Source organism: Bacteroides congonensis (genome assembly GCF_900130125.1).
In the GTDB taxonomy this organism is placed as follows: domain Bacteria; phylum Bacteroidota; class Bacteroidia; order Bacteroidales; family Bacteroidaceae; genus Bacteroides; species Bacteroides congonensis.
Genome location: NZ_FQXY01000007.1, coordinates 185,194 through 208,523 on the forward strand (window position 1 = coordinate 185,194; position 23,330 = coordinate 208,523).

The window sequence follows — 23,330 nt, forward strand, 5'->3', positions numbered from 1 at the left end:
AATGTTACATTGTAAATTTTACAGAGAATATAAACTGACGCGGACGGGAATATTTACCGGCATCAGCACCAATTACCTCAGGAGTAAGTCCGTCATAAGCAGTCCAATATCCTAAATTATAGACAGCCGCCGTCAAGTCCAGCGTTTCAATCTTAGCGGCACGCAGCCACTTGGTACGCAGCGGATACGAAAGGGAGACTTCACGGAATGCCAGATAATCACCTTTCTTTATATATAAGGTATTGGCACTACCGCCACTAAAACCAATAGTAGAACTACTTGGACGCCCATGATTACGCTTTCCGTTATCCCAGTCGGACTCTACATCATAACGGGGAATAGAAGCTATATCACCCGGTTTATGCCACATCTTGCTACTGGCTACATCATGAATCGTTGCAAAATTATTCCGTGAATTTGCGTTCGCCTGTGCCCTGAAATGATTATCAATCACATTTCCTAATGAGAAGTCCGTGGCAATCCGTAAAGTAAAATTCTTATAAGTGAAAGTATTGTTGAAAGACCCCATCTTATCAGGGTGAATATAACCTACAAACACCATATCTTTAGAATTGATGATACCGTTTCCATCCACATCACGCCAAATGGCGTCACCCGCACATTTTCCTTTACCCAGCCAGCCGGAAGATACACCTTCATCATACGGAGCGTTAGCCGCATCTTCATCTGTTGAATAAACTCCGTCCAACTGATAAGCAAAACGGGAACCGAAGCGTTCTCCTTCCGCAAATCCACCTACTTCAACATATTTTCCCAACTTCGGGTCGAAAATGATTCCACCGCCGGTACGGTTCTTGTCTGCTCCATTATTGGGTAACTTACCGATAGTTGTTCTCCAAATCGAGAAATTGGCATCTACATTCCAACGGAAATCATGGGTTTGTATGGGAATCGCATTGATGGCTATTTCCACCCCTTTCGTGTTCAAAGAACCGAAATTGGACTTGATTGAAGCAAATCCCGTTTCTGACCATAAGTTCTCGTTCAACAAACGGTTCGTTGTCTTTTTATAATAAGCGTCGAAAGACAGATTGATACGGTTATTCAGAAAACCGGCTTCTAGCCCCAAATCGGTCGAAGTCGTTTCTTCCCATAACAGATTGCGGTTCATAAGCACTGTATTCAAAATACCTGCTTCGCCTGCATAGTTCTTACCGGCTTCATAAGAACCTTCCGTATTCTCCAGCGCAAGATTGTCATATCCTGTTTTTCCCCAGCTGGCTCTAAGCTTCAAATTGCTGACAACTTTCGACAAAGGTTCAAAGAAAGCCTCACGATGCATATTCCATCCGGCAGATACACCCGGAAAAGCAGCAAACTTATGATTGGCTGCAAAATGGGAAGAACCGTCATAACGGATACTTGCGGAGAAGAGGTATCTCATATCATAATTGTAATTGACACGGCCGAAGTAACTGTTCATCTTCTTTTCTTCAAAAGTGGAAGTGGTCTTGGCTGATTCTGTCGCAATACCATTCAGCGTCTCAATATAATCCGATGTTCCGCCATAACCGGAACCGCTGAAACGATACCAGTTATCATAAATATAATTGCCGCCTGCCATCAAATCCAGATTATGTTTATCCTTTATTGTCTTCGTATAGTTCAAAACAAGGTCATACTGATAATGCAAGTCCATATTATGAGCTTCGGACACCGGTCTATTTTTCACCACCTCATTATATCTCTCGAAATTATGGTCTTTACCTTCATTATTAGTGTACGAGAACATCGGTTTGAGATGTAATCCCGGAATAATTTCCCAGTCCAGTTCGGCTGAGAGGTTGATTCGGCTCACCCTATTTTCTTTTTCCTGATAATAAACTTCATGCAGACGGGTACGGAATGAGCTTGTCAATTCGCCCGGAGCCGGAGTTCCGTCTTCATAATATTGGCGTACCGTAGGTGGCATCTTGGCAGCCCGTGACATTACATTGTTCTCGTTAATGCCCGCGGTCGTTCTCATGGAGTAGTTTACCATACCTCTTACTGTAAGGTTCTTGCGAATCTTATACGAAGCATTTGTCAGAAAACTCCAACGGTTGTAATTAGTACCTACCACAATACCATCTTGAGTAAGATACCCCAAACTCATATAGTAAGTCGCTTTCTCATTGCCACCACTGAAGTTTATATTAAAATCATGATTGACCGGCGTTTGAAAAAGATTATCCTGGAAATCTGTTTCTTTGAAAATCAACATCTTGCCGGGATTAGCCGGGTCCTCCATCATCTCCCACCCTTGATTATACAGCAGGTCTTCTACATATCCCTGACCATAATTGGTGATATAGTCATCCAGGAAAGCAGTCGTATTCAGAGCGTTCCGTTTGTTGGCAGTACTCATCGCAAACGTACCTGACAGATATTTGTCCGGGTCGGTCGCATGCAACGCAGCCGTACGGGTTGCGGTCAGGTATTCACGGGCACCGGACAACGGCATTCTCTTCGGTTGGTGGTCTACAGACAAACCATAGCTAAAAGAGATACTCCCTTTGCCAGCTTTACCTTGTTTAGTCGTAATCATCACAATACCACGGGAAGCCTTTGAACCATAAATAGCCGTCGAAGCAGCGTCCTTCAGTACTTGTATCGTTTCTATATCCGCATAGTTGATATCCTTCATAGTACGAATTACACCGTCAATGATTACCATAGGAGAATCACTCTCAGGTGCGGTAGTCGTTCCGCCACGCACTATAATCTGAGGGTCAGCTCCCGGTTGACCGGAATTTACACGGATTTCCATTCCCGGCACTTTTCCCTGTAACATTGACATCGGATTTCCCGTTGGCGAAATAGCCATATCTTTTGAATCCACCTTAGTGATAGCACCAGTCAACGCTGCCTTGGACTGTTTACCATATCCGATAACAACGACATCCGACAAAGCAACCGAACTGCTTCTCATCGTCACCAGAATATTGTTCCGTCCCTTTACCGGTATTTCCTGTTTTTCCATTCCTACAAATGAAAACACTAAAATACCGTCTGCCGGTGCAGTGATGGAATATTTCCCATCCAAATCTGTCACTGTTCCTTGTTGAGAACCTTTCACCAGAACCGAAACCCCTATTAACGGTTCGCGTGTATCGTCCAAAACAACTCCGTTTACAGTTACCTTCTTTTGTTCTATGCCTGAGACTTCAAGTGAAGCCGAAAATACGGGCATACAGAAAGAGAGGATAACCAGTAAGATACCCAATATGCGGAATAGCTTACTCTTTAATAAAAATGCATTTAACATAAATTACAGATTACAAGTTAATAACTCAAATTTCAGGTTTTTCTATTTTCTTGTTTCATATATTATAAAATTATTTTGCGACAAAAGGAGAAGCCGGCAATCCGAAGTTTGAAAATAAATTCAACGGCTGATAATTCCTGAATCCATATTTAACCCCTACCGGTTCGGGAACTTGTTCACTGGTCAACACCACTTTGGTTTTATTATCAAAAAGAACAGCCTTCGCCGGATAATAGACACCATCTTTTCCGGCAACCTCAAATCCGACAATTTCCCGGTCATAAGATGTCATCCCCATTTCTGCGTAATCGAACTCTACAACCACCTTTTCTTTATCTATTGTAAAAGACTTGTAGAGAGGTCCGCTATAAGGTGTTCCGCTACGCTGGTAAGTTTTAGCTAACGCCCACAAAGCGAGCCTTTTCCCTACGTTCGCTTTGTCAGAGGGATGCACACAAGTACGATTTCCAATATCCGCCGTAACAACCATACCTGCATTGGGAATTTCCTTCAAACATTCCAGTTGCACCTGGCGAATTTCAGCAGCTTCCGTCTTGTCCGCGTTTTTCCGCCCATAATCATAGGGAGCTATCTGCACATAATAAAAAGGAAATTCACCTTGATTCCATTCTTTTCGCCAAGACTCTACCATTGCCGGAAACAATCGCCTATATACCTGCGGATTATTCAGATTGCTTTCTCCCTGATACCAAATAGTACCTTTAATGGTGAATTGCTTTATCGGATGAATCATCGCATTATACAATAATGTAGGTTCATCTTTCGGTCTGGCAATGTCCTTTGGGTCTTTGGTCAGTGCCGACAAAGATATTTCCGGAAACTTTTCCGTATATACCTCTTTATTAATCCATGACTCAATCTTGGAGCCGCCCCAACTGGAACAAATGACACCTACCGGTACATTCAGAACTTTACGCAGATAGTTTGCAAAGAAATAAGCAGTGGCACTGAAATCCGCGACATTAGCCGGTGTAGACTCCATCCAGGGAGTTGCCACGCAATCATCCAACAATGTCTGGCTACTGTTTATTTTAAGCGTAATCATACGAATATTATCGGACGGAAGAGCTGTTGCAATTGCATCACACGAACCTTTTACCGGTTGTCCCCTAAATCCTTTCACTGGCATCTCCATATTCGACTGTCCCGAACATAACCATACTTCCCCTATCAGAACATTCGTAAGTGTTACCGGTTCTCCGTCGGATATAGTAATGGTATAAGGACCACCGGCAACAGGTGTCTCTACTTGTAGCTTCCATGTACCGTCCGATGCGGAAGTGGTTGTATACACTTTATTATCCCAAGATGTTTTAACCGTGATTTTCCGAAAACGGGCAGCCCATCCCCACAAGTTAGCATTGGTATTCTGCTGCAATACCATATCATTCCCTATAATTGATGGTAGCTTTACCTTGGCCTCCAAAGGTAAAAGACAAAGCATACCGACAATTATGCATAGTACTTTTTTCATGACTTATAATTTTAAATATTAATCCTTCATATCAATAGTCTTAGGACGCAGACATGTGACCAGAATGACCAGCATAATCAAGACGAATATTGCCAAAAACGCAAAGTCACGTCCCAAATGTCCGGCATCTGTAGATTCTCCCAAGATACTCGTTATCGCCGCTCCCGCAAATACTCCGCACATATTCATAATACCATAAGCCGTTGCCCTGTAACGGGCTGAAACAAACTGGCAAAGAATCGGCATATTATTTGCGTCGAACATTCCGAAGCCCACGCCGAACAGAACCGTTCCCATCACCAATGCGAAAATGGAATGACCGAATCCGATAAACAATAAAGAGGGGATAATAAAGCTTAATCCCAAGGCTCCCGTATACACTCTTCCACGTACATTCTTGAGTACCCATCGGTCAGATATATATCCGCCTACTAATACTCCGAACAGTGAAGATAAAGCAATGGAAATGGTAGACATCGGTCCTGCCACGGAAATATCAATAGACAAGCTCTCAGAAAAGAGAGTCGGCAACCAGTTTTTGGCCGCCCATCCCGGGGTGCCCGGCACGCAGAAGTAAAACAGGATAATCCAGAAAAAGACGTTGGAGAACAACATACCCAAACTTTTCAGAACCGGTATCTTTTTCACTTTCTCCTGTATGACAGAGACAGTTCCTCTTTCCTTATCCCGTAAGAAAAAAGCCAGAATGGCACCATAGCCAATACCAATAATACCAAACCAGTGGAATGTGCTATGCCAGGAATACATGGCGGCAAAAGTAGCTCCGAAACCACCTATCGCCTGTCCGACATAAAGTCCCGTCATATGTATTCCCACTGCCAGCGAACGTGTCTTATCCTGATGAAAATCAGCTATCAGAGACAAGGCGGCAGGCAAATACAATGCTTCACTTATTCCCATAATTCCACGAAGCCAATAGAGTTGGTCAAAAGTAGTAGCATACCCCATCAGGTAAGTAACCCCGAACCATACACACAAACTACCTACAATCAACCATTTGCGACTCATACGGTCACCGATAATCCCGGAAATGGGACTCATCAGTCCGTATATCCACAAGAAGACCGCCATCAATCTGCCGAAATTAGCTGCCGATTCCAACTCACGGACATCTGCCATCATAGGAATCCGCATGGTAGAAAGCATCTGCCTGTCCATATAGTTGAGTAAAGCAACTCCCCATAGTAATCCGACTACCACCCAAGGATATATATTTGAAGTTTTACTGTTCATGACCTACCTGTTTAGAATTTCCGTCAAATCAATTTTAATAAAAGCCATATTTGCCTGGCTGCTCTCATATAATATCCCTATTGAATTTTCATCTATTGACGTGATACTGGAATAACCGGCACTACGATATTGGTCAAACAGAATCCAGTATTTCTCAGGCCATGTCATTCCGTCATCAAAACTAACCTTCAAAGTCAATTTATCCCGTGTCTTATAATCGCTGGGATTGGCAAATAAAAGTATGCTTCTCTTTTCTCCGTTCACAGTATAATCATGCCGGTGCAGGCTTGCCATACAAGTCGGTTCCACCAATGACTTCCGCGACGTGGGATGCTCTGTCCACGTCCCGCCTAAGTCCGTTGTCGTACAGATTCTCCGGCCATTTATTTCTTTGTTCCCCCGGTTTCTATTATCACGCATATTCAGCATCACAGTGCCATCGCTTAACTGAGCTACATTACATTCCGTCACATTTGAGTAAGCCGGATTACTGGTTATCCATGTTTTTCCGTAGTCTTTACTATATGTAATATTGGAAAATGCAGTACCTTTCTCATCACGTCCCTGCGTAGGAAATACTAAAGTACCGTCCGCCAGTGTAATCCCTTTTCCGGGAGCCGGAGCGAATAGCCACCACTCAGGACGTTTGGTCTTGCCTGTTATGTTATCAGGAAAACTCCATGTCAGTCCGTCGTCCGTACTCTTAGTTATCAAGAACTGGCAGGTTTCTTTCAGACCGGTTCCCGGCTGCGAACCTTTCTTCCGCCACTGATGTATCCAGTAAGTACTGTTTTCATTCAGGCCCTCTATCCACTTGCCATTATCATCCAATGCACCGTGCATCCACAATCCGGCTATATAAATGTCATTCGTATTTCTATCCACAAGGATACAGGCATCACTCACTCCATTAAACTTTTGCGGCAAGCCTCCCCATTCTCCCATATCCAATACCGTTTGAATGGGTTGCCATGTCAGTCCTTTGTCAAGACTCCGATGAAGAGCGATATCTATGTTTCCCTGTAAATCGCGAGCCAAATCATAACGGGCATCAAATATAGCCAATAGAGTTCCGTTGTTACTGGTAGCCAACCCCGGAATACGTGAAGAAACAATGCCATCCTGTCCTTTCTGTCTTAAGGCAACTCCTACTCGCAGGGGAATAGCCTCCTTATTCAAGGCTTTCAGTTCTCCCCGACTCGTTTTTATCCGGCTACAATTCACACTAATACGGTGTGCCAATGAAACCGTATCTTTCAAGGTCACTGCTATCCAGAAAGACAAGGAATCATCTTTCACCTGTATATTATCTGTAAAAGATATTTTCCGTGCAGCAGGTAGCGGTTTACACATCAGACGAGATTCATCTATCAGCCCGTTTTTATGAACTCCGTACACCGCAACAGAAACAATATCAGACAAATCCGTACTTCCCTGCAAGTCAACATCAATTTGACGAATGACGTAAGGGCGGTTGTCTGTTTGAATCAAAGTTGCCTTAATAGTTGGATTAATTTGCTTCTTGACCAAAACAGGGATGACAGGTCTTTCCAGTTCGAACCTTATATCTTTACCCAAAGATATATCCGGTATCCATAATAAAATCATCGAAAATATGATAAATATTTTCTTACTTACTTTCATAGTATCTTTATTTTAGGTAAATTTGAACGCATTTAACTAGATTAGGGGGAGATAGACAGGAAGTAAAGTAGCTAACCCCAGCAATACACTTTTACTGTCATCTCCTCTTTCATATCACTAGAACTCAAAGAATTTTATCGCATCCAAATCACCTTTCAGTTTTTCATACTCTTCCACTGAAAAAGCTTTTATCGGTAACCGGCAACTGCCACAATCAATGCCTATCAATTTCATGATAGCTTTACCGCCACGTACGCCGCCGCCATATCTAATAATCACCTCTACCGTACGAATAGACTTCATTTGCCAGGCACGCGCCGTCTTCACATCATTTTTCTTCATTGATTCGAAGATGGCATGGTAGACATTAGGGATATAATTATACGTACTTCCTACACCTGCCACTGCTCCCATAGACAAACCAGCAATCAGAATTTCGTCAAAGCCATGCAATACTTCAAACTTATGCTGTTCCAAGTCGATGCAAGCCCCCATCTCCATCAAGTTATTATGAGTAAACTTCGTACCTACCAAATTTGGCATTTTCTTCTTACCCTCTACCAAAAATTTATCCACCGGCAAGTTAACCCCTGTGATTGACGGCATATTATAATAATAGAAAGGCAACTCACCGGCAGCCCGGCAAATCGGTGCAAAGAAATCAACCAGTTCATCTACTGTCCCCGGTTTGAAAAAAGAAGGGGCAATTGAAGCGATGGCATCAGCTCCCGCCTGTGCCGCATGACGTGCCAGTTCCATTGCGTCCCGCTGGCAGTTTGAACCGACGTGAGCAATCACCTTGAAACGCTTGGCAGCAGAAGCCACCCATTTTTCAAGAATTGCCTTACGCTCGTCAATCGTCAACGAAGAAAACTCACCGGTCGTACCACACACAAATACCCCTTTCACAGGAGTTGATGCTATCCAGTCAGCATACTTATCAATAACAGATAAATTCACATCCCCATTTTCATCCATTGGGGTGAAGGTGGCCGCAACCATACCTTCCAGTCTTTCATAATTTTTCATAATGCATTTAATTAGATTATTATTTTATTTCACTTTCGGAAAATTCCTTTCAAGATTAACGGTGTCCGTATGCCGGGTTGTACCTCCCCACTCACAATATAAACTGTATCTTGCGTATATACAGCATTTGTGGTAACAGGAATGGGATAAGGGCAATCAATCGTATCAATCAATCTGTTTGTCTCTGTACTTAATATCCGTACTTTACGGCTGAAACCGGGATGTTCAGGAGAGGTCGGCAACATTTCTTCCACTCCACCTAATAAAATTATCTTATCGTTTTCATACGGAACAGCAGTTCCCGCCATTACCGGAAAAGTATCGGTCAACTTGTCCCATTGCTTGCTGTCCGGTTCAAATACGTACCCCTCCGTATATTCCGTCATCGCCTTATCCGGTGCATAGCTTCTTCCGCTGAAGAGATAAAACTTCCCGCTTTGAACCACGCCTACTGCATAGGAAAGGGAAGGACCGTCCCAAGCCGGCATTTTCTGCCATCCCTTCTCCTTATGAAGTAAATCAAGCATATAAAAATGATGAGTTGACCGTTCATTTACCATAGACTCCTGCCCCCCAGCAATATAAATACAATTACCACAAACAGCCCCCGTTGCATTAGCCAACGGAACCGGCAAAGATGGATAACTGACAGAATCTATTACAAACGAATCTCTTTCTTTTTTTATAAGAAATACTTTATTGCTACACTGCACACGGTCGCATCCACCGATACACAATAAACCTTCCGGCAAACTTATTGAAACCCCATAAGCAAGCGGCCGGCCAAGGAAATCATCAAAAACAGACCAGTTCTTTGTATCCAAGTCATAGCTATATAAAGCAGACCACCAAGTCTTAGTACCTCCTTCCCAAGGATACCTATCCGGAAAATTTGCTCCACCCAGCACAAGCAGCTTTCCTTCCACTATCCCGGAATATGCCCCCGCTAATCCGATATTCTCCGGCATGCCGGCACATCCCGGAAGCAACAATGCATTTTCCCATTGTGCCTCTATCCTCTTCTCTTCTTTTCTAAAACAAGACGTACTCATAGACAATACTATTAAGGATAAACATAAAATTATCAGATGCCGCTTTTTCATAGACTTTCCGCCTTTTCATTCTCCTCTTTCTCCGCCAGCAACTCCTGACTCCGGTTTACTTTGAAAATCTTATAAACCTCAAAATGTCTTTCGATGGCATCCCGGTATCCTTTCTCATCCCCCTTTTTGATAAAATCCAGTAAATCGGCATGAGTAGCTATCCGCCCGCTTTTACTCATCTCTATATTTATAGGCTTTAAGTAGTCCTTGAATTTTTCTTTCACATAGACAAGTATAGGATGAATGATTTCCTGGAATTCGGATATGATTTTATTTCCGGTGATTTTATATAATTTCGTATGAAAAGCCGATTCACTGATTAATGCATATTCGTTATTTTCAAAAACAATTCCCATTTTTACAATTTCACTCAATTCCTCAATATCCTTGGGAGTTATTTTACGGAATATGTCACTTGATATACCTATTTCGAGCGCAATTCTGAAATCCAGCAAATCCAAAATTGTTTCTTCACTTAAAACACGAGGGTCTATCACTCTTTTCATTCCTCCCAAAATAGAGGGCTCGGTCAGAACCATTCCCTTGCGGGGACGCGCATGAATCAACCCCATCATTTTCAGACGGCTCAGTGCCTCTCTAACCACACTTCTTGCAACTCCCAGTTCAGCCGCCAAACTATTCTCATTAGGAATAGAGTCCCCACGTCCCAAATCATTCTTTTTAAAGTAGGTAAGTAGACTGTCTTCTACCTGGTCAATTAACGTTGTTTGATTGATTTCTATCTTCATATCATTAGATTTTTGTTATTTGTATTATTTGTCTGACAAATAATACAAATGCAATATTAAGAGATTTTTTTTAGAATACAAGAAGATAATAATAGAAAAATAAGCATATGTGTTGAAAAACATATTTTAGGAGATGGACGGAAAAGAATCAGGAGATGAGATATACTTGTGAAAAATAGAAGGACAATAAAGGGCATAAAAAAAGGCTATCTATCCCAGACAGCCAATCTTTTTTGTTAACCTTAAATCTAATACTATGAAAAACACATTGCAAAGATACGTACTTTCCGCATATCTCCAAATTTTCGGAGTGAAGCAGCTCATCTTATAACATGGTTTAATAAAAGCAACAGACTCGTTAACATTTAACATAAATCAATCGGATATTAACGAATACCCGATTGAGTGATTCAGAGATTATTCATATCGTAAAGAACGGGCAGGTTTGCTCATTATTATCTTCATGGTCTGGAAAGCTACTGTTATAAATGAGATAAACAGCATCAGCAATACAGGTACAATAAAGAACCATGCCTTCAAGTCCGTACGGAAAGCATAATGACTCAACCAGACATTCATGCTGAACCAGGCTACCGGAAGAGCAATGATAACCGCTATCAGAATCAACAGGAAGAATCCCTTGACCAACTGATAAAAGAGTGTCCAACGGGAAGCACCGAGCACTTTGCGTATTCCCATTTCTTTGGTACGGGTAGAACAGGAAAACATGACCAATACCCAAAGTCCCAAACAGGAAATGAAAATAGCCAGACCGGTAAAAGAGCCAATCATCACACCGAACACTTCATCCTGACGATACTGATGGTCGAAGAACTGGTCGAGGAAGAAGTAATCGAAACTGGAATCCGCAAAGTATAGGTTCCAAATCTCATGTACCTGTGATACCAGTTCACGAGGGTCACCGGAAGTCATTACAATAGAAATATAGCGTTGTGGCAACCAGTCAATCTTATCTTTATGAATCAGCATGATGGGGGTATAATTCTTGCTCAACGCCTGTTGATGATAATCCTTCACGACCCCGATAATCTGCATCGGAGCATCGGTACATTCAACGGTCACCAACTCCCCTATCGCCTCGTCATTAGACGTAAAGCCTAGGTTACGTACAGCCGTTTCGTTAATCACCAGTTTATCCACATCGTCTCCATAGTCTTCCGAGAAACTTCTTCCGGCTACGACTTGCAGTCCATAGGCATCCACATAATCGGGGTCACAAGCAAGCATTTCATACAAGCGGTTCTGCTTCAAGGCATCATTGGTGCGACGGTTGGAAAGGAAAGTTGCCACTTCCTCGCCCGGCACTGCACCGGAAAAAGTAACCTGATGCACTAAAGGCAAACGGGCTATTGCTTTCTTCATCGCTTCCAGTTTTGTATTCAGTCCTTCGGTATGACCGGGGAACTTGACCACCAATGTCTGATTAGTTTTTACTCCCAAAGACTGGCTGCGCATAAAGTTCAACTGCGCAAAGACAATCAATGTGCCGCAAAGCAATATCATCGAAGCCGTGTATTGAATGATAACCAATACTTTCCGTGTTCGCTCGCCGAATTTGCCATGCAGGAATTTTCCTTTCAATAGCGTAATCGGTTTCCGGTTCAGCAAAGCCAATGCCGGATAATATCCGGAAAGGAATATCCCGGCAATGAAAACAAAAACAAGTAAAATCCACCAATAATCCATCAACCAGACGGAGAAGGTTACGGTACGTCCTACCAATTGATTAAAATACGGAAGAATCAGTTCTATCAATCCTACAGCCAGTACAAAAGCTATCAAGTTCATTACCAATGCTTCAAACAGGAACTGGTGAATCAACTGCTTGCGGAAAGCTCCCACTACCCGCCGTACTCCCACTTCTTTGGCACGCTCCATTGAGCGGGCTACGGTAAGGTTTATATAGTTTATCCAGGCAATCGCCAAAATAGCAATGGCAGCGAAAATCAAAGCAATCATGGAAGAACGGTTTCCCTTTGTCTCCGCTTCGTATCCTACTTGCGGAGTAAGATGTATATCCGCCAAAGGAATTAAAGAGACTCCCCATGTCTTGTTTTTCAACGCTTCATCCGTCTTGTACTTTTCCGCCATTACAGGAAATTCTTTCTCTATTTCCGCTTTCCTTTCGGGAGAGTCGAGCAGGACGTAGGTATAAGCCTCGTGTTTGTACCAATACTCTTGCACATACTTGGGCAAAGACTTATAAGAAATCAGAAAACTGTAATGTATATGCGAGTTGGAAGGCATTTCTTTCATCACTCCGGTCACTTCACACGATATTTTATCGTACGTTCCGGTAAAGATGAGTATCTTTCCGATGGGGTCTTCATCTTTGAAATATTTGTGGGCAATGCGTTCGGTAATTATCACTTGCCCAGGCATGGAAAGACAGGTTTTCTTATCCCCTTTCAGAAGTTCGAAATCAAAAAGGCGAAAGAAACTCGGCTCAGCATAAGCTATCTGATTCTCCCGCAAGGTCAGTTCTCCGTATTTCACGATTTGTTCCGGCTGGAACAGGGAACCGATTCGGGTATAATCTTCAATTCCGGCAAGGTTCTCTTTCATAGCCGAACCATATCCGAAAGAACTGCTTGCCCAGTAGTCGGTCAGCACATCCCCTTCGTGGAACGTACTTTGCACGCGGTAGATATGGTCATACTTCGTATGCATTTTATCAAAGCTGAATTCAAAGGTCACGTAAGTGAGAATCAGCAATGCCGATGCCATACCAACTGCCAGTCCGAATATATTAATGAAGCTGAACCTTTTTCGTTTCATCAGATTCCGCCAGGCACTATTCCAGTAATTTCCTATCATACGGTTTCGTTTTTAGATGATGTATTCTTTTCCAGTGGACGGTTGATGTTTTCGGCTACAATTTGTCCATCCAGCAATTGAACGACACGGTGTGCGTACATGGCATCCCGTTGGGAGTGGGTCACGATAATGATAGTAGTCCCCTGACGGTTCAGTTCGCTCAACAGTTCCATTACTTCTATACCGTTCACCGAGTCCAGATTTCCAGTAGGTTCGTCGGCGAGAAGTAATTTACAGTCCGTCACCACGGCACGGGCAATAGCTACACGCTGTTGCTGTCCTCCGGACAGTTGCTGGGGATAATGGTTGGCACGATGCAGCAGATTCACTTTTTCGAGTACTTTATTTACCCTTTCTTTGCGCTTGTCGGCTTTGACACCCAGATAAACAAGGGGTAATTCCACATTCTCATATACGGTCAGCTCGTCAATCAGGTTGAAACTCTGGAAGATAAAGCCGAGATTGCCTTTCCTAAGAGCTGTCAGTTGGTTCTCGCTCATTTTATCCACTTGTTGCCCGGCAAATAGATAAGAACCGGAAGTAGGAGAATCAAGTGTGCCCAAAATATTCAGCAGTGTGGACTTACCGCATCCCGAAGGCCCCATTATAGCTACAAATTCTCCACGTTCCACCTGCAAGGTAACTTCGTTCAAAGCTTTTGTCTGCACTTCTTCGGTTGTGAAGAGTTTTGTCAGTTTTTCAGTCTTAATCATAATCAGTTCAATATTTATTAGTTATTCATATTTTAAAGAATCACTTGTGAGAAGTAATTTATCATATCACGACCTTATTTCAATATTAGTTTCTCATTATCACCAAACAACTCATATCCGGAAACAATCACCCGGTCGCCAGGTTTCAACCCTTCGGTGACCTCATAGTATTGCGGGTTTTGTCGTCCGATGCGGATAGGCTGGCGAATAGCAAATTTACCACTTTCATCTACAACATACATCCATCGCCCGCCGGTTATTTGAAAAAATCCGCCACGCGGCACCAAAATAGCCTGTGCAGGGTCGCCCAACTGAAGATTTATATGATAAGTCTGTCCTGCACGTATATTCTCCGGCCGTCCGGCTGTGAACTGCAAGTCGGTACGGAACTGTCCTTCTTTCACTTCCGGATAGGGCTTTGTCACCTCCAGTTTATAGCTACCACCATCACGGGTAAAGTCAGCCGGCAATCCGGGCACAACACGCTCCACGTAATGCTCGTCAATCTGTGCCTGCACTTTCAAATCAGGGGTGATGATTTGACCGATGTGCTCACCCGCCGCTATTGATTGTCCTATCTGTGCGTCAAGGTTACCTACCTGCCCGTCAATAGGGGCTTTTACTTTCAAGTTCTCAATCCGTTCGCGCACCAACGCAAGGCTTCGCTTCATATTACGTATATTCTCGTCTAGGCTGCTTACCTGGCTTTCACGGAAGATATTATCCTGACGGATGCGTTCGTCAATGACATCCAGTTGTTCTTTGGCTGCCTCATATTCTTCCTTGGCAAGACGATAATCTTCTTGCGCAATGAGCTGCTCTTTTATCAGACGGCCGTATTGTTCGTAGCGACGCTGTTTCACCATCCTGTCCTTATTCAGTCCGATACGCTCCTGCTTCAAACGCAAGCGTTCCTGCTCCATGCTGATACGGGTATTACGGAGTTCGTTTTCCTGATAAGCCAAATCCGCTTCACTCTGCATAATGCCGATGTTCAACAGCGGATTGCTGAGACGCAGAATCACGTCGCCTGCCTTCACCATAGCACCTTCTTCTTTCAGACGTTCTTCCACGCGTCCGCCTTCCACGGCATCCATATAAATAATACGGTTGGGCATTACCTGACCGATGACGCGGATATAGTCGTTAAATTCACCACGCTCAACGGTGGCAATCGTCAGGCGTTCTTTCTCCACAGTCATGGTAGAGGCGGTATCTCTAAGCATGAAATATAAAATAACGGCAATGACAAAGGCTATGCCTCCTATTATATATAGGTGTTTGCGGGTAATGCCGGAGTTGCGTTCAATAGGTGTATCCATAAGATTTATTCTGTTTTTTATAAAAAAGTTCCTTCCCGATAATATTTCTCCAATTTCACCATCATCTCTACCTGCAAACGTACACGAACCAGTTCTGCTTTAGCGGAGATAAAACGATTGCGGGCTTCCATTAACTGAAAGACAGAGATAAGCCCTTCCTCCCATTTCCGTTCGGACTCTTTCAAAACCTGAGTCTCCGCACTTAACTGTTGCAATACCTGTTGATGTTCCATATATCCGGCACGCAGGGAAAGAAGGGTTTGCTCAATGTCGGTATATAGCTGTTGCTTCTCCAGTTCTTCTTCATTCTTCAGGCGATACAGGTTCAGTTTCAGCTTCCTCTGATTCGTCAGACGTTCAAAACCACTCAACAAAGGGAAAGAGATACCAATGCCGATATACTTTCCTATATTATCCCGTAATTGCCTGGCGGAAAATGCAGTGTTGTAGAAATTGGAACCGACCGTAAAACGAGCATAAATAGAAGGAGAAAAAGCTCCGCCCGCCATTGCATATTCCTTGCGGGCAGCTTTCTGCTTTAAATCAATCATACGCATGGCAGGAAGTATTTCCAGAGATTGACCATACAATGTTTCCGTGGACGGCAGTGAAAGTAACGGGAGCTTGTCCAATTCGGCAATCGTATCCTGAATGACAAGTGTATCGCCCGGCTGAAAGTTCATCAACTGTTCCAAATGCAGCAATGCCAACCGGCAACTATTGGCACGGGACTGATAACGATATATATCCCCTTCCCTGCGGGCTTTCACCTCTTGCAAATCAGAAGCGGATTTCAAGCCCAGTTCCACAAATGCTTCGGTTTGTTTCAAATATCGTTCGCTCAACCGGCTTTGTTCCAGGGCCAGATTCAGGAGTTTTCTCTCCAAAACCAGTTTGTAGTAAGCATCCGTCACTTGATATGCGAGTTCATTCTGCCTGTCTTTCAGTTCCCACTCGCTGCGTTCCCTATTCATTTTCCGAAAACGAACCTGATTGATACGTGAGAATCCTTCAAACAAAGACAAAGTCATATCAAGACCTACTGTTCCTTCTTCAAAAGTTTTTTCCGTATATCCATTGGTATCCGGGTCTATCGAACGCCCGAAACGCTTTCCTGTTTCTGCGTTGGCTGCTATGCGGGGAAGAAATGTACCGATAGCGGCAGTATAATCCGCCCGTGCTTCCTTTATGCCGATAGCACTGTTCCGTATAGAAGGATTCTGCTTCCATGCCAAGCGGATACATTCGTCCAGACTCATTGTCGGTTGAGCATACGCAATCGGGGGAAATAAAAACAATAAAAAGAAAATGTTCCTCATTCTTTACTATTATATATGGGATTGTGTGTTACGCAGATAAAAAAGCAAACACAATGCCACAAATCTTAAGCCGTTGATTATAAAACAGATAACATATTACCTAATCTTATTTCCGTCCAATTATTACACACCATATCGTCCAAAATCTGGACGTTATCAATAAAGAGCCGCCCAACCTGCGTGCAAACAACAATTATCAAACGTTCAGACTCTAAATATTCCTTAGACAGAACATAGAATAAAGCCATGTTTCAAGAAATGTATCATAAAATGTCTAATTATTGGACACTCCCTTGCAGAGAAAAGCAAAAACGAATATCTTTACCCGAAAACTTAGAGAATCATTCAACCCAGACAGATACCCCCAATCTTACATATATGGAAACCGGAACTATTTTAATAGTAGATGATAACAAAAGCGTGTTGGCTTCACTGGAGCTTTTGCTCGAAAATGAATTCAGCACAGTCCGTACAGCCGCTAATCCTAACCAGATAACGACACTGCTCACTACCACTTCCATTGATATTGTAATCCTCGATATGAATTTTTCAGCCGGTATCAATAACGGCAACGAAGGATTGTACTGGCTGAAACGTATTCACGAAATCCGCCCTGCGCTCCCTGTGGTGATGCTGACCGCCTACGGAGATGTGGAACTGGCCGTAAAAGCCTTAAAGCACGGAGCTACCGATTTTCTTCTCAAACCTTGGGATAACCGGACACTGGTTCAGAAAATAAAGGAAGCATACAATCATAAATCAAACGGGAAAAGTTCCTCGAAATCAAAGAACCAAACCACCGGCTCCGGCAATCCGAACAAGCCGGAAATGCTGATAGGGCACTCTCCCGCCATGCTGCAATTAATAAAGGTAGTCAACAAAGTAGCCAAAACCGATGCCAATATCCTGATAACCGGAGAAAACGGAACCGGAAAAGAAATGTTGGCCAGGGAAATACACCGCCTGTCCCCACGCAATACCCGCCCAATGCTAAGCATCGACATGGGAGCTATCAGCGAATCCCTTTTCGAGAGCGAGCTTTTCGGACACGAGCGCGGGGCTTTTACGGACGCTTACAAAAGCCGTTCGGGAAAGTTCGAAGCCGCCAGCGGCAGTTCGCTTTTTATGGATGAGATCGGCAATCTTCCCCTCGCACTGCAAGCCAAATTACTGACCGTACTACAAAACAGGAATATCACCCGAATCGGGAGCAATAAAGTCATCCCCGTTGATATCCGGCTCATTTCCGCCACCAATAAAGACATCCCGGAAATGGTGAAACAAGGATTATTCCGCGAGGACTTATTTTACCGCATCAACACTATCCACCTGGAAATCCCTCCATTGCGGGAACGGGGTGACGACATACTCCTGTTCGTCGAAACCTTTCTCCACCGTTTCGCTTCCAAATACCAACGTCCGGAAATGCGGATGCACGAGCAAACGATTGAGAAGCTACGCTCCTACCACTGGCCAGGCAATATCCGGGAGTTGCAGCACGCTATCGAGAAAGCCGTTATCTTATGTGAAGGCAACGTGATACGCCCCAAAGACATTCTGGTAAAACAAACCTGGAAACCGCAAACCACCAGTACTGTCCCCAATCTGGAAGAAGTGGAAAGGCAAGCCATTGAAACAGCCATCCTGCAAAACAATGGAAACCTGACCGCCGCTGCCGAACAACTGGGAATCAGCCGTCAGACACTCTATAACAAACTAAAACGCTTCAAATCCTGAACAGCATGATATTCAGCCGACACATCTATTGGATTATACTGCTACACGTCGTACTTATTCTCGCCACCTCGGGAACAGGCGCCTGGCTTATCATCTCACAACGCGGATTTGTGACAGGCACATTATTAATCACCTGTTCCCTCTTCCAAATCAGCGGACTGGTAAACAAGCTGAATTCATTCAACCAAAAGTTACGTATCTTTTTCGACGCCATAGAAGATAAGGACAATATGCTTTACTTCCCCGAACAAAACGTCAGCAAAGAACAGGAAAAGCTGAACCGCTCTCTCAACCGCATCAATCTCCTGCTCGCCAGAACCCAATCAGAATATTCCAAACAGGAACACTTCTACCGCTCACTTCTGGAAGAAGTGCCCAGCGGTGTATTGGCATGGGATTCTACCGGAAAGATAATCATGGCAAACAGCGCCGCCCTCTCCTTATTGGGCTGCCAACAATTAACCCGATACCGGCAACTGGAATCCCTGTTACAAGAAAAAGGCAGAAAGGAACATCTCAGCCTTTCACAAAACCACATGAAACTACAAGATGAAACAATCACCCTCTTGTCTATCAAGGATATCGGCGACGAACTTAGCGACAAGGAAAGTGAATCGTGGAACAAACTAAGCCACGTGCTCACCCATGAAATAATGAACACCATCGCTCCCATTATCTCCCTGTCGCAAACACTTTCCGCCTATCCGGACATCAACGAGAAAGCGGTTCGCGGACTCCGCATCATTCAGGCACAAAGCGAACGTTTGTTACAATTCACCGAATCCTTCCGCCATCTCTCCTACCTGCCACAACCTGAAAAGAAACTTTTCTCACTTACGGCAACCCTGGAGAATCTCCGTGAACTCCTGTCCGGCGATTTCAAAGAAAACAATATTACCTTCACACTGACCTGCCATCCCGAAACGATTCATATGCAAGGTGACGAAAACCAACTCTCCCAAGTCCTGCTCAACCTTCTGAAAAACTCCATGCAAGCACTGGAAGAAAAAGAAGAAGGCAGAATCAATATCCACGTACAACAAGATGAACGCCTATCCATCAACATTACGGACAACGGCCCGGGTATTCCGCCCGAATTGCAGGAAAAGATATTTATTCCTTTTTTTACCACCAAATCAGAAGGCAGTGGCATCGGGTTAAGTCTCTGCAAACAAATCATCCGCCTTCACGACGGGCATCTCACCGTCAAGGAAAGCTCTCCCGGAAAAACAGTTTTTCACATTGATATGCCGCTATAAAACAAACCTTTCCATGCTTTTATGTGTTATTGTGTAAAGAACTTATTACATTAAAAAAGCATGAAAGAAAAATACTGGAGATATTCCCTCATTATCATTATACTATTAATGGGAGTCATTATTTTCCGACAAATCACTCCTTTTATGGGGGGACTGTTGGGCGCACTTACCATTTATATCCTGGTACGCGGACAAATGGGCTACCTGATAAACAGGAAAAATATGAAACGCAGCATTGCCGCACTACTGATTATTGTAGAAACAATTCTCGTTTTCCTAGCTCCTGTGGGTCTGACGGTATGGTTACTCGTCGACTTGCTGAAGAACATTAATCTGGATCCTCAAACCTTCATCGAACCAATCCAGCAAACGGCAGAAGCCATCAAGACAAAAACCGGATACGACGTTTTGGGAAATGATACGTTGTCATTTCTCATTTCTTTAGCACCACGTATCGGACAAATTATCATGGGCAGTATCAGCAGCCTGGCTATCAATCTGTTCGTCATGATATTCGTCCTTTATTTCATGCTCATGGGCGGAAGAAAAATGGAAGCTTACATTGATGACATCCTTCCTTTCAATGACAAGAATACGCAGGAAGTAACAAACGAAATCTTTATGATTGTGCGTTCCAATGCCATAGGCATTCCTTTGTTGGCAATTATACAGGGGGGAGTCGCCATGATAGGTTACCTCATCTTTGGTGCCCCCAATATATGGCTTCTGGGCTTTTTCACTTGCTTTGCCACTATTATCCCGATGGTAGGTACCGCACTGGTGTGGTTTCCGGTATCTGTCTATTTTGCCCTGACCGGCGACTGGTTCAATGCAATCGGCCTGTTTGCGTATGGCGCCATAGTCATTTCACAATCCGATAACCTTATCCGGTTTATCCTTCAAAAGAAGATGGCGGACACACATCCGCTCATCACTATCTTCGGTGTAGTCATCGGTTTGCCGATATTCGGGTTTATGGGAGTCATCTTCGGGCCGCTGTTGCTATCATTATTCTTCCTTTTCGTTGATATGTTCAAGAAAGAATATCTGGATTCGCGAAATAAGCTTCTTCTAAAATGAAAGAACTACCGAAAAAATGCGTACTTTTGTGAGCGTAAAAACGACACTATAATTCATGGAAGCATTTACATTCAATACTGCCGAGCTGATTGCATTATCAGCAGCAGGAGTTCTTTTTATCATTCAGCTTATTTACTATCTCGGTTTGTACAACCGGATACATCTGCGTAACAAGGCAGTACGTAAAGAGGAAGCTCACTTCACACGGGAATTGCCGCCACTTTCCGTCATCATCTGTGCACGCAACGAAGCTGATAACCTGCGTAAAGTCCTGCCTGCCATACTGGAACAGGATTATCCGCAATTTGAAGTCATTGTCATCAACGACGCTTCCACAGACGAGACAGAAGATGTACTGGGATTTATGGAAGAGAAATATCCTCATCTTTACCACAGTTTTACACCGGACAGCGCCCGCTATATCAGCCATAAGAAACTGGCTCTGACATTGGGCATCAAAGCCAGCAAACACGACTGGCTCGTATTCACGGAAACCAACTGTATCCCCGCAAGTAAGAATTGGTTGAAACTGATGGCACGCAACTTTACCTCGCAAACGCAGGTGGTATTGGGCTATAGCGGCTATGACCGCACCAAAGGATGGCTGCACAAACGTGTCGCATTCGATACACTGTTCCAGTCATTGCGTTACCTGGGCTTTGCCTTGGCCGGAAAGCCTTACATGGGTATCGGTCGCAACCTTGCCTACCGCAAAGAATTATTCTTCAAGCAGAAAGGCTTTTCCAGTTATCTGAACCTGCAACGCGGAGAAGATGATTTATTTATCAATCAGATAGCCAACAGCAGCAATACCCGTGTAGAAACGGACTTCAATGCTACCATGCGGATACAACCTGTTTACCGTTATAAAGACTGGAAAGAGGAAAAAGTCAGCTATATAGCTACTTCACGTTTTTATCGTGGAGCGCAACGTTACTTATTAGGTTTTGAAACCCTGTCACGCCTGTTGTTCTATGCCGCTTGTATCACTGGTATTGTATTCGGCATTCTTAGCTTCCATTGGCTGCCGGCAGGTATCGCATTATTGCTTTGGCTGATTCGCTACACAGTGCAAGCCGTCATTATCAACCAGGCAGCCAAAGAGATGGGTGGCAACAGGAAATATTATTTCTCATTGCCTGTGTTCGATATTCTCCAACCGATGCAGTCATTGAATTTCAAACTCTGCCGCTTCTTCCGTGGTAAAGGAGACTTTATGAGAAGATAAATATAAGGGGCTGTTCCCAAAAACTCAGCTTAGAGAGTTACCCTATTCGTATCTCATGGAACTCGCCGGATTGATTTTTGTAATCAGGAATGAAGGGCCTATCAGCATCAGGACAGCAGCCGACAATGTGCCGATATTAATCAAAAGGAAAAGCAATATATTGAAAGAAACCGGAACCACATCTACATAATAAGTCTCCGGATCAAGTTTAAAAATACCGAATTGGGATTGAAGGATACAGAATGCCAAACCGATGGCATTTCCCCAAAGCATCCCTTTACCAATCAGGAAAACGGCAAACCAAAGGAAGGTTTTGCGAATCGTAAAGTTATTCGCTCCCAAAGCCTTCAGGATACCAATCATGTTCGTACGTTCGATAATGATAATCAGCAAACCGGAAATCATGGTAAAGCCGGCAACGCCTACCATCAGAATCAAAATCACCCACACATTCAAATCAAGCAAGTCAAGCCATGCAAATATCTGCGGATTCAACTGTTCGATGCTACGCACATAATATACGCCGCCCAGTTCATCCTGCCGGTTATCAGTGTCGATTGCTATTTCATACGTCGTATCTTCCAGCTTATCATAATCTTTCACTTGAAGCTCCACTCCGGTCACCTGCTCCGGTTGCCAACCATTCAGGCGATTCACCAGACTAAGGTCAGTCAATAAAAAAAGATTATCATATTCGGAAAAGTTTGTCTGATAAATTCCGGCAATAGTCAGCCGCCGGGCACGTACATCGTCCTGTATATAATAGGTATATATCTTATCCCCCAACTTCAACTTCATCTTCGTAGCCAAAGCCTTGGAAATAAGTACCTGATTACTGGAAACAGAGTCACTGAAAACCGGAATTTCGCCTTCCACCAAATATTCTTCCATGAAGCGGGGATCAAACTCCGGCCCGACACCTTTCAGCACCATTCCCTGAAAAGCATCATCCGTCTTTATCATGCCCGGTTTCGTAGAAAAACGCTGTACGTGGCTTATTTCGGGATAACCGGCAAGAGCCGCCATCATGCTATCCCCCACTATAATTGGATGAGTCTCATAAGAACTGGCCGCATCCAGATTGGTAATCTGGATATGCGAGCCGAATCCTATGACTTTATTTCGCACTTCACTTTTGAACCCGATAACTACCGCCACAGCTATAATCATGACCGCCAGTCCGATAGCAATACCCGCCATGGCAATGAGGACCGCAGGACGTGACACCTGCTTTCCGCCATCGCTTTCACGATAGATACGCCGGGCTATGAAAAGTGATAGAGACAATTTTT

General features: G+C 43.8%; 16 protein-coding genes. 4 read left to right on the top strand and 12 right to left on the bottom strand.

Going from position 1 to position 23,330, the window contains the following annotated elements; translation table 11 throughout:
• Positions 1 to 4: 4 nt before the first annotated feature.
• From BQ7997_RS02205 to BQ7997_RS02255, 11 genes are all read right to left on the bottom strand, one after another.
• The gene (locus tag BQ7997_RS02205) at positions 5 to 3,268 is read right to left on the bottom strand and encodes a SusC/RagA family TonB-linked outer membrane protein (protein ID WP_073343082.1); all 3,264 of its coding nucleotides are present in this window, start codon (positions 3,266 to 3,268) and stop codon (positions 5 to 7) included.
• A 70-nt stretch (positions 3,269 to 3,338) separates the two neighbouring features.
• The gene (locus BQ7997_RS02210) at positions 3,339 to 4,763 is read right to left on the bottom strand and encodes a sialate O-acetylesterase (protein WP_073343084.1); all 1,425 of its coding nucleotides are present in this window, start codon (positions 4,761 to 4,763) and stop codon (positions 3,339 to 3,341) included.
• 18 nt (positions 4,764 to 4,781) lie between these two features.
• Positions 4,782 to 6,017 (bottom strand): MFS transporter, encoded by a 1,236-nt coding sequence (locus BQ7997_RS02215; protein WP_073343087.1) that lies wholly within the window; start codon positions 6,015 to 6,017, stop codon positions 4,782 to 4,784.
• A 3-nt stretch (positions 6,018 to 6,020) separates the two neighbouring features.
• The gene (locus BQ7997_RS02220) at positions 6,021 to 7,661 is read right to left on the bottom strand and encodes a sialidase family protein (protein ID WP_073343089.1); all 1,641 of its coding nucleotides are present in this window, start codon (positions 7,659 to 7,661) and stop codon (positions 6,021 to 6,023) included.
• Between the two features lie 117 nt (positions 7,662 to 7,778).
• Positions 7,779 to 8,690: a dihydrodipicolinate synthase family protein gene (locus BQ7997_RS02225; RefSeq protein WP_022138939.1), complete on the bottom strand. Its 912-nt coding sequence runs from the start codon at positions 8,688 to 8,690 to the stop codon at positions 7,779 to 7,781.
• Between the two features lie 29 nt (positions 8,691 to 8,719).
• Positions 8,720 to 9,793: a hypothetical protein gene (locus BQ7997_RS02230; protein ID WP_458692834.1), complete on the bottom strand. Its 1,074-nt coding sequence runs from the start codon at positions 9,791 to 9,793 to the stop codon at positions 8,720 to 8,722.
• Positions 9,790 to 10,542 carry a FadR/GntR family transcriptional regulator gene (locus tag BQ7997_RS02235; RefSeq protein WP_044653863.1) on the bottom strand — a complete coding sequence of 251 codons (753 nt, stop codon included), beginning with the start codon at positions 10,540 to 10,542 and terminating at the stop codon, positions 9,790 to 9,792. The genes BQ7997_RS02230 and BQ7997_RS02235 overlap by 4 nt, the downstream gene beginning before the upstream one ends.
• Positions 10,543 to 10,959: 417 nt before the next feature.
• A complete protein-coding gene (locus tag BQ7997_RS02240) occupies positions 10,960 to 13,380 on the bottom strand; it encodes an ABC transporter permease (protein WP_073343092.1) in 2,421 nt (806 codons plus the stop codon).
• Positions 13,377 to 14,093: an ABC transporter ATP-binding protein gene (locus BQ7997_RS02245; RefSeq protein ID WP_022138944.1), complete on the bottom strand. Its 717-nt coding sequence runs from the start codon at positions 14,091 to 14,093 to the stop codon at positions 13,377 to 13,379. Before BQ7997_RS02245 ends, BQ7997_RS02240 begins: the two co-directional genes overlap by 4 nt.
• Positions 14,094 to 14,167: 74 nt before the next feature.
• A complete protein-coding gene (locus BQ7997_RS02250) occupies positions 14,168 to 15,415 on the bottom strand; it encodes an efflux RND transporter periplasmic adaptor subunit (RefSeq protein ID WP_073343095.1) in 1,248 nt (415 codons plus the stop codon).
• 17 nt (positions 15,416 to 15,432) lie between these two features.
• Complete coding sequence (locus BQ7997_RS02255; RefSeq protein ID WP_073343097.1) at positions 15,433 to 16,734, bottom strand: TolC family protein; 1,302 nt, start codon at positions 16,732 to 16,734, stop codon at positions 15,433 to 15,435.
• A gap of 378 nt (positions 16,735 to 17,112) precedes the next feature.
• Here BQ7997_RS02255 and BQ7997_RS02260 point away from each other — a divergent pair, with 378 nt between their 5' ends.
• From BQ7997_RS02260 to BQ7997_RS02275, 4 genes are read left to right on the top strand one after another with little or no spacing between them, the layout of a single operon-like run.
• Positions 17,113 to 18,471: a sigma-54-dependent transcriptional regulator gene (locus tag BQ7997_RS02260; RefSeq protein WP_073343542.1), complete on the top strand. Its 1,359-nt coding sequence runs from the start codon at positions 17,113 to 17,115 to the stop codon at positions 18,469 to 18,471.
• Between the two features lie 5 nt (positions 18,472 to 18,476).
• On the top strand, positions 18,477 to 19,730 hold the full coding sequence (locus BQ7997_RS02265; protein WP_073343100.1) for a sensor histidine kinase: 1,254 nt from the start codon (positions 18,477 to 18,479) through the stop codon (positions 19,728 to 19,730).
• Between the two features lie 60 nt (positions 19,731 to 19,790).
• Positions 19,791 to 20,810, top strand: a complete 1,020-nt coding sequence (locus BQ7997_RS02270; RefSeq protein ID WP_073343103.1) for an AI-2E family transporter — start codon at positions 19,791 to 19,793, stop codon at positions 20,808 to 20,810.
• 55 nt (positions 20,811 to 20,865) lie between these two features.
• Positions 20,866 to 22,038 carry a glycosyltransferase gene (locus tag BQ7997_RS02275; RefSeq protein ID WP_022138951.1) on the top strand — a complete coding sequence of 391 codons (1,173 nt, stop codon included), beginning with the start codon at positions 20,866 to 20,868 and terminating at the stop codon, positions 22,036 to 22,038.
• A 42-nt stretch (positions 22,039 to 22,080) separates the two neighbouring features.
• On the opposite strand, the gene BQ7997_RS02280 is transcribed toward BQ7997_RS02275, so the two are convergent.
• Entirely contained in the window at positions 22,081 to 23,325 is a 1,245-nt protein-coding gene (locus tag BQ7997_RS02280; protein WP_073343106.1) for an ABC transporter permease, read from the bottom strand.
• Positions 23,326 to 23,330 lie beyond the last annotated feature (5 nt).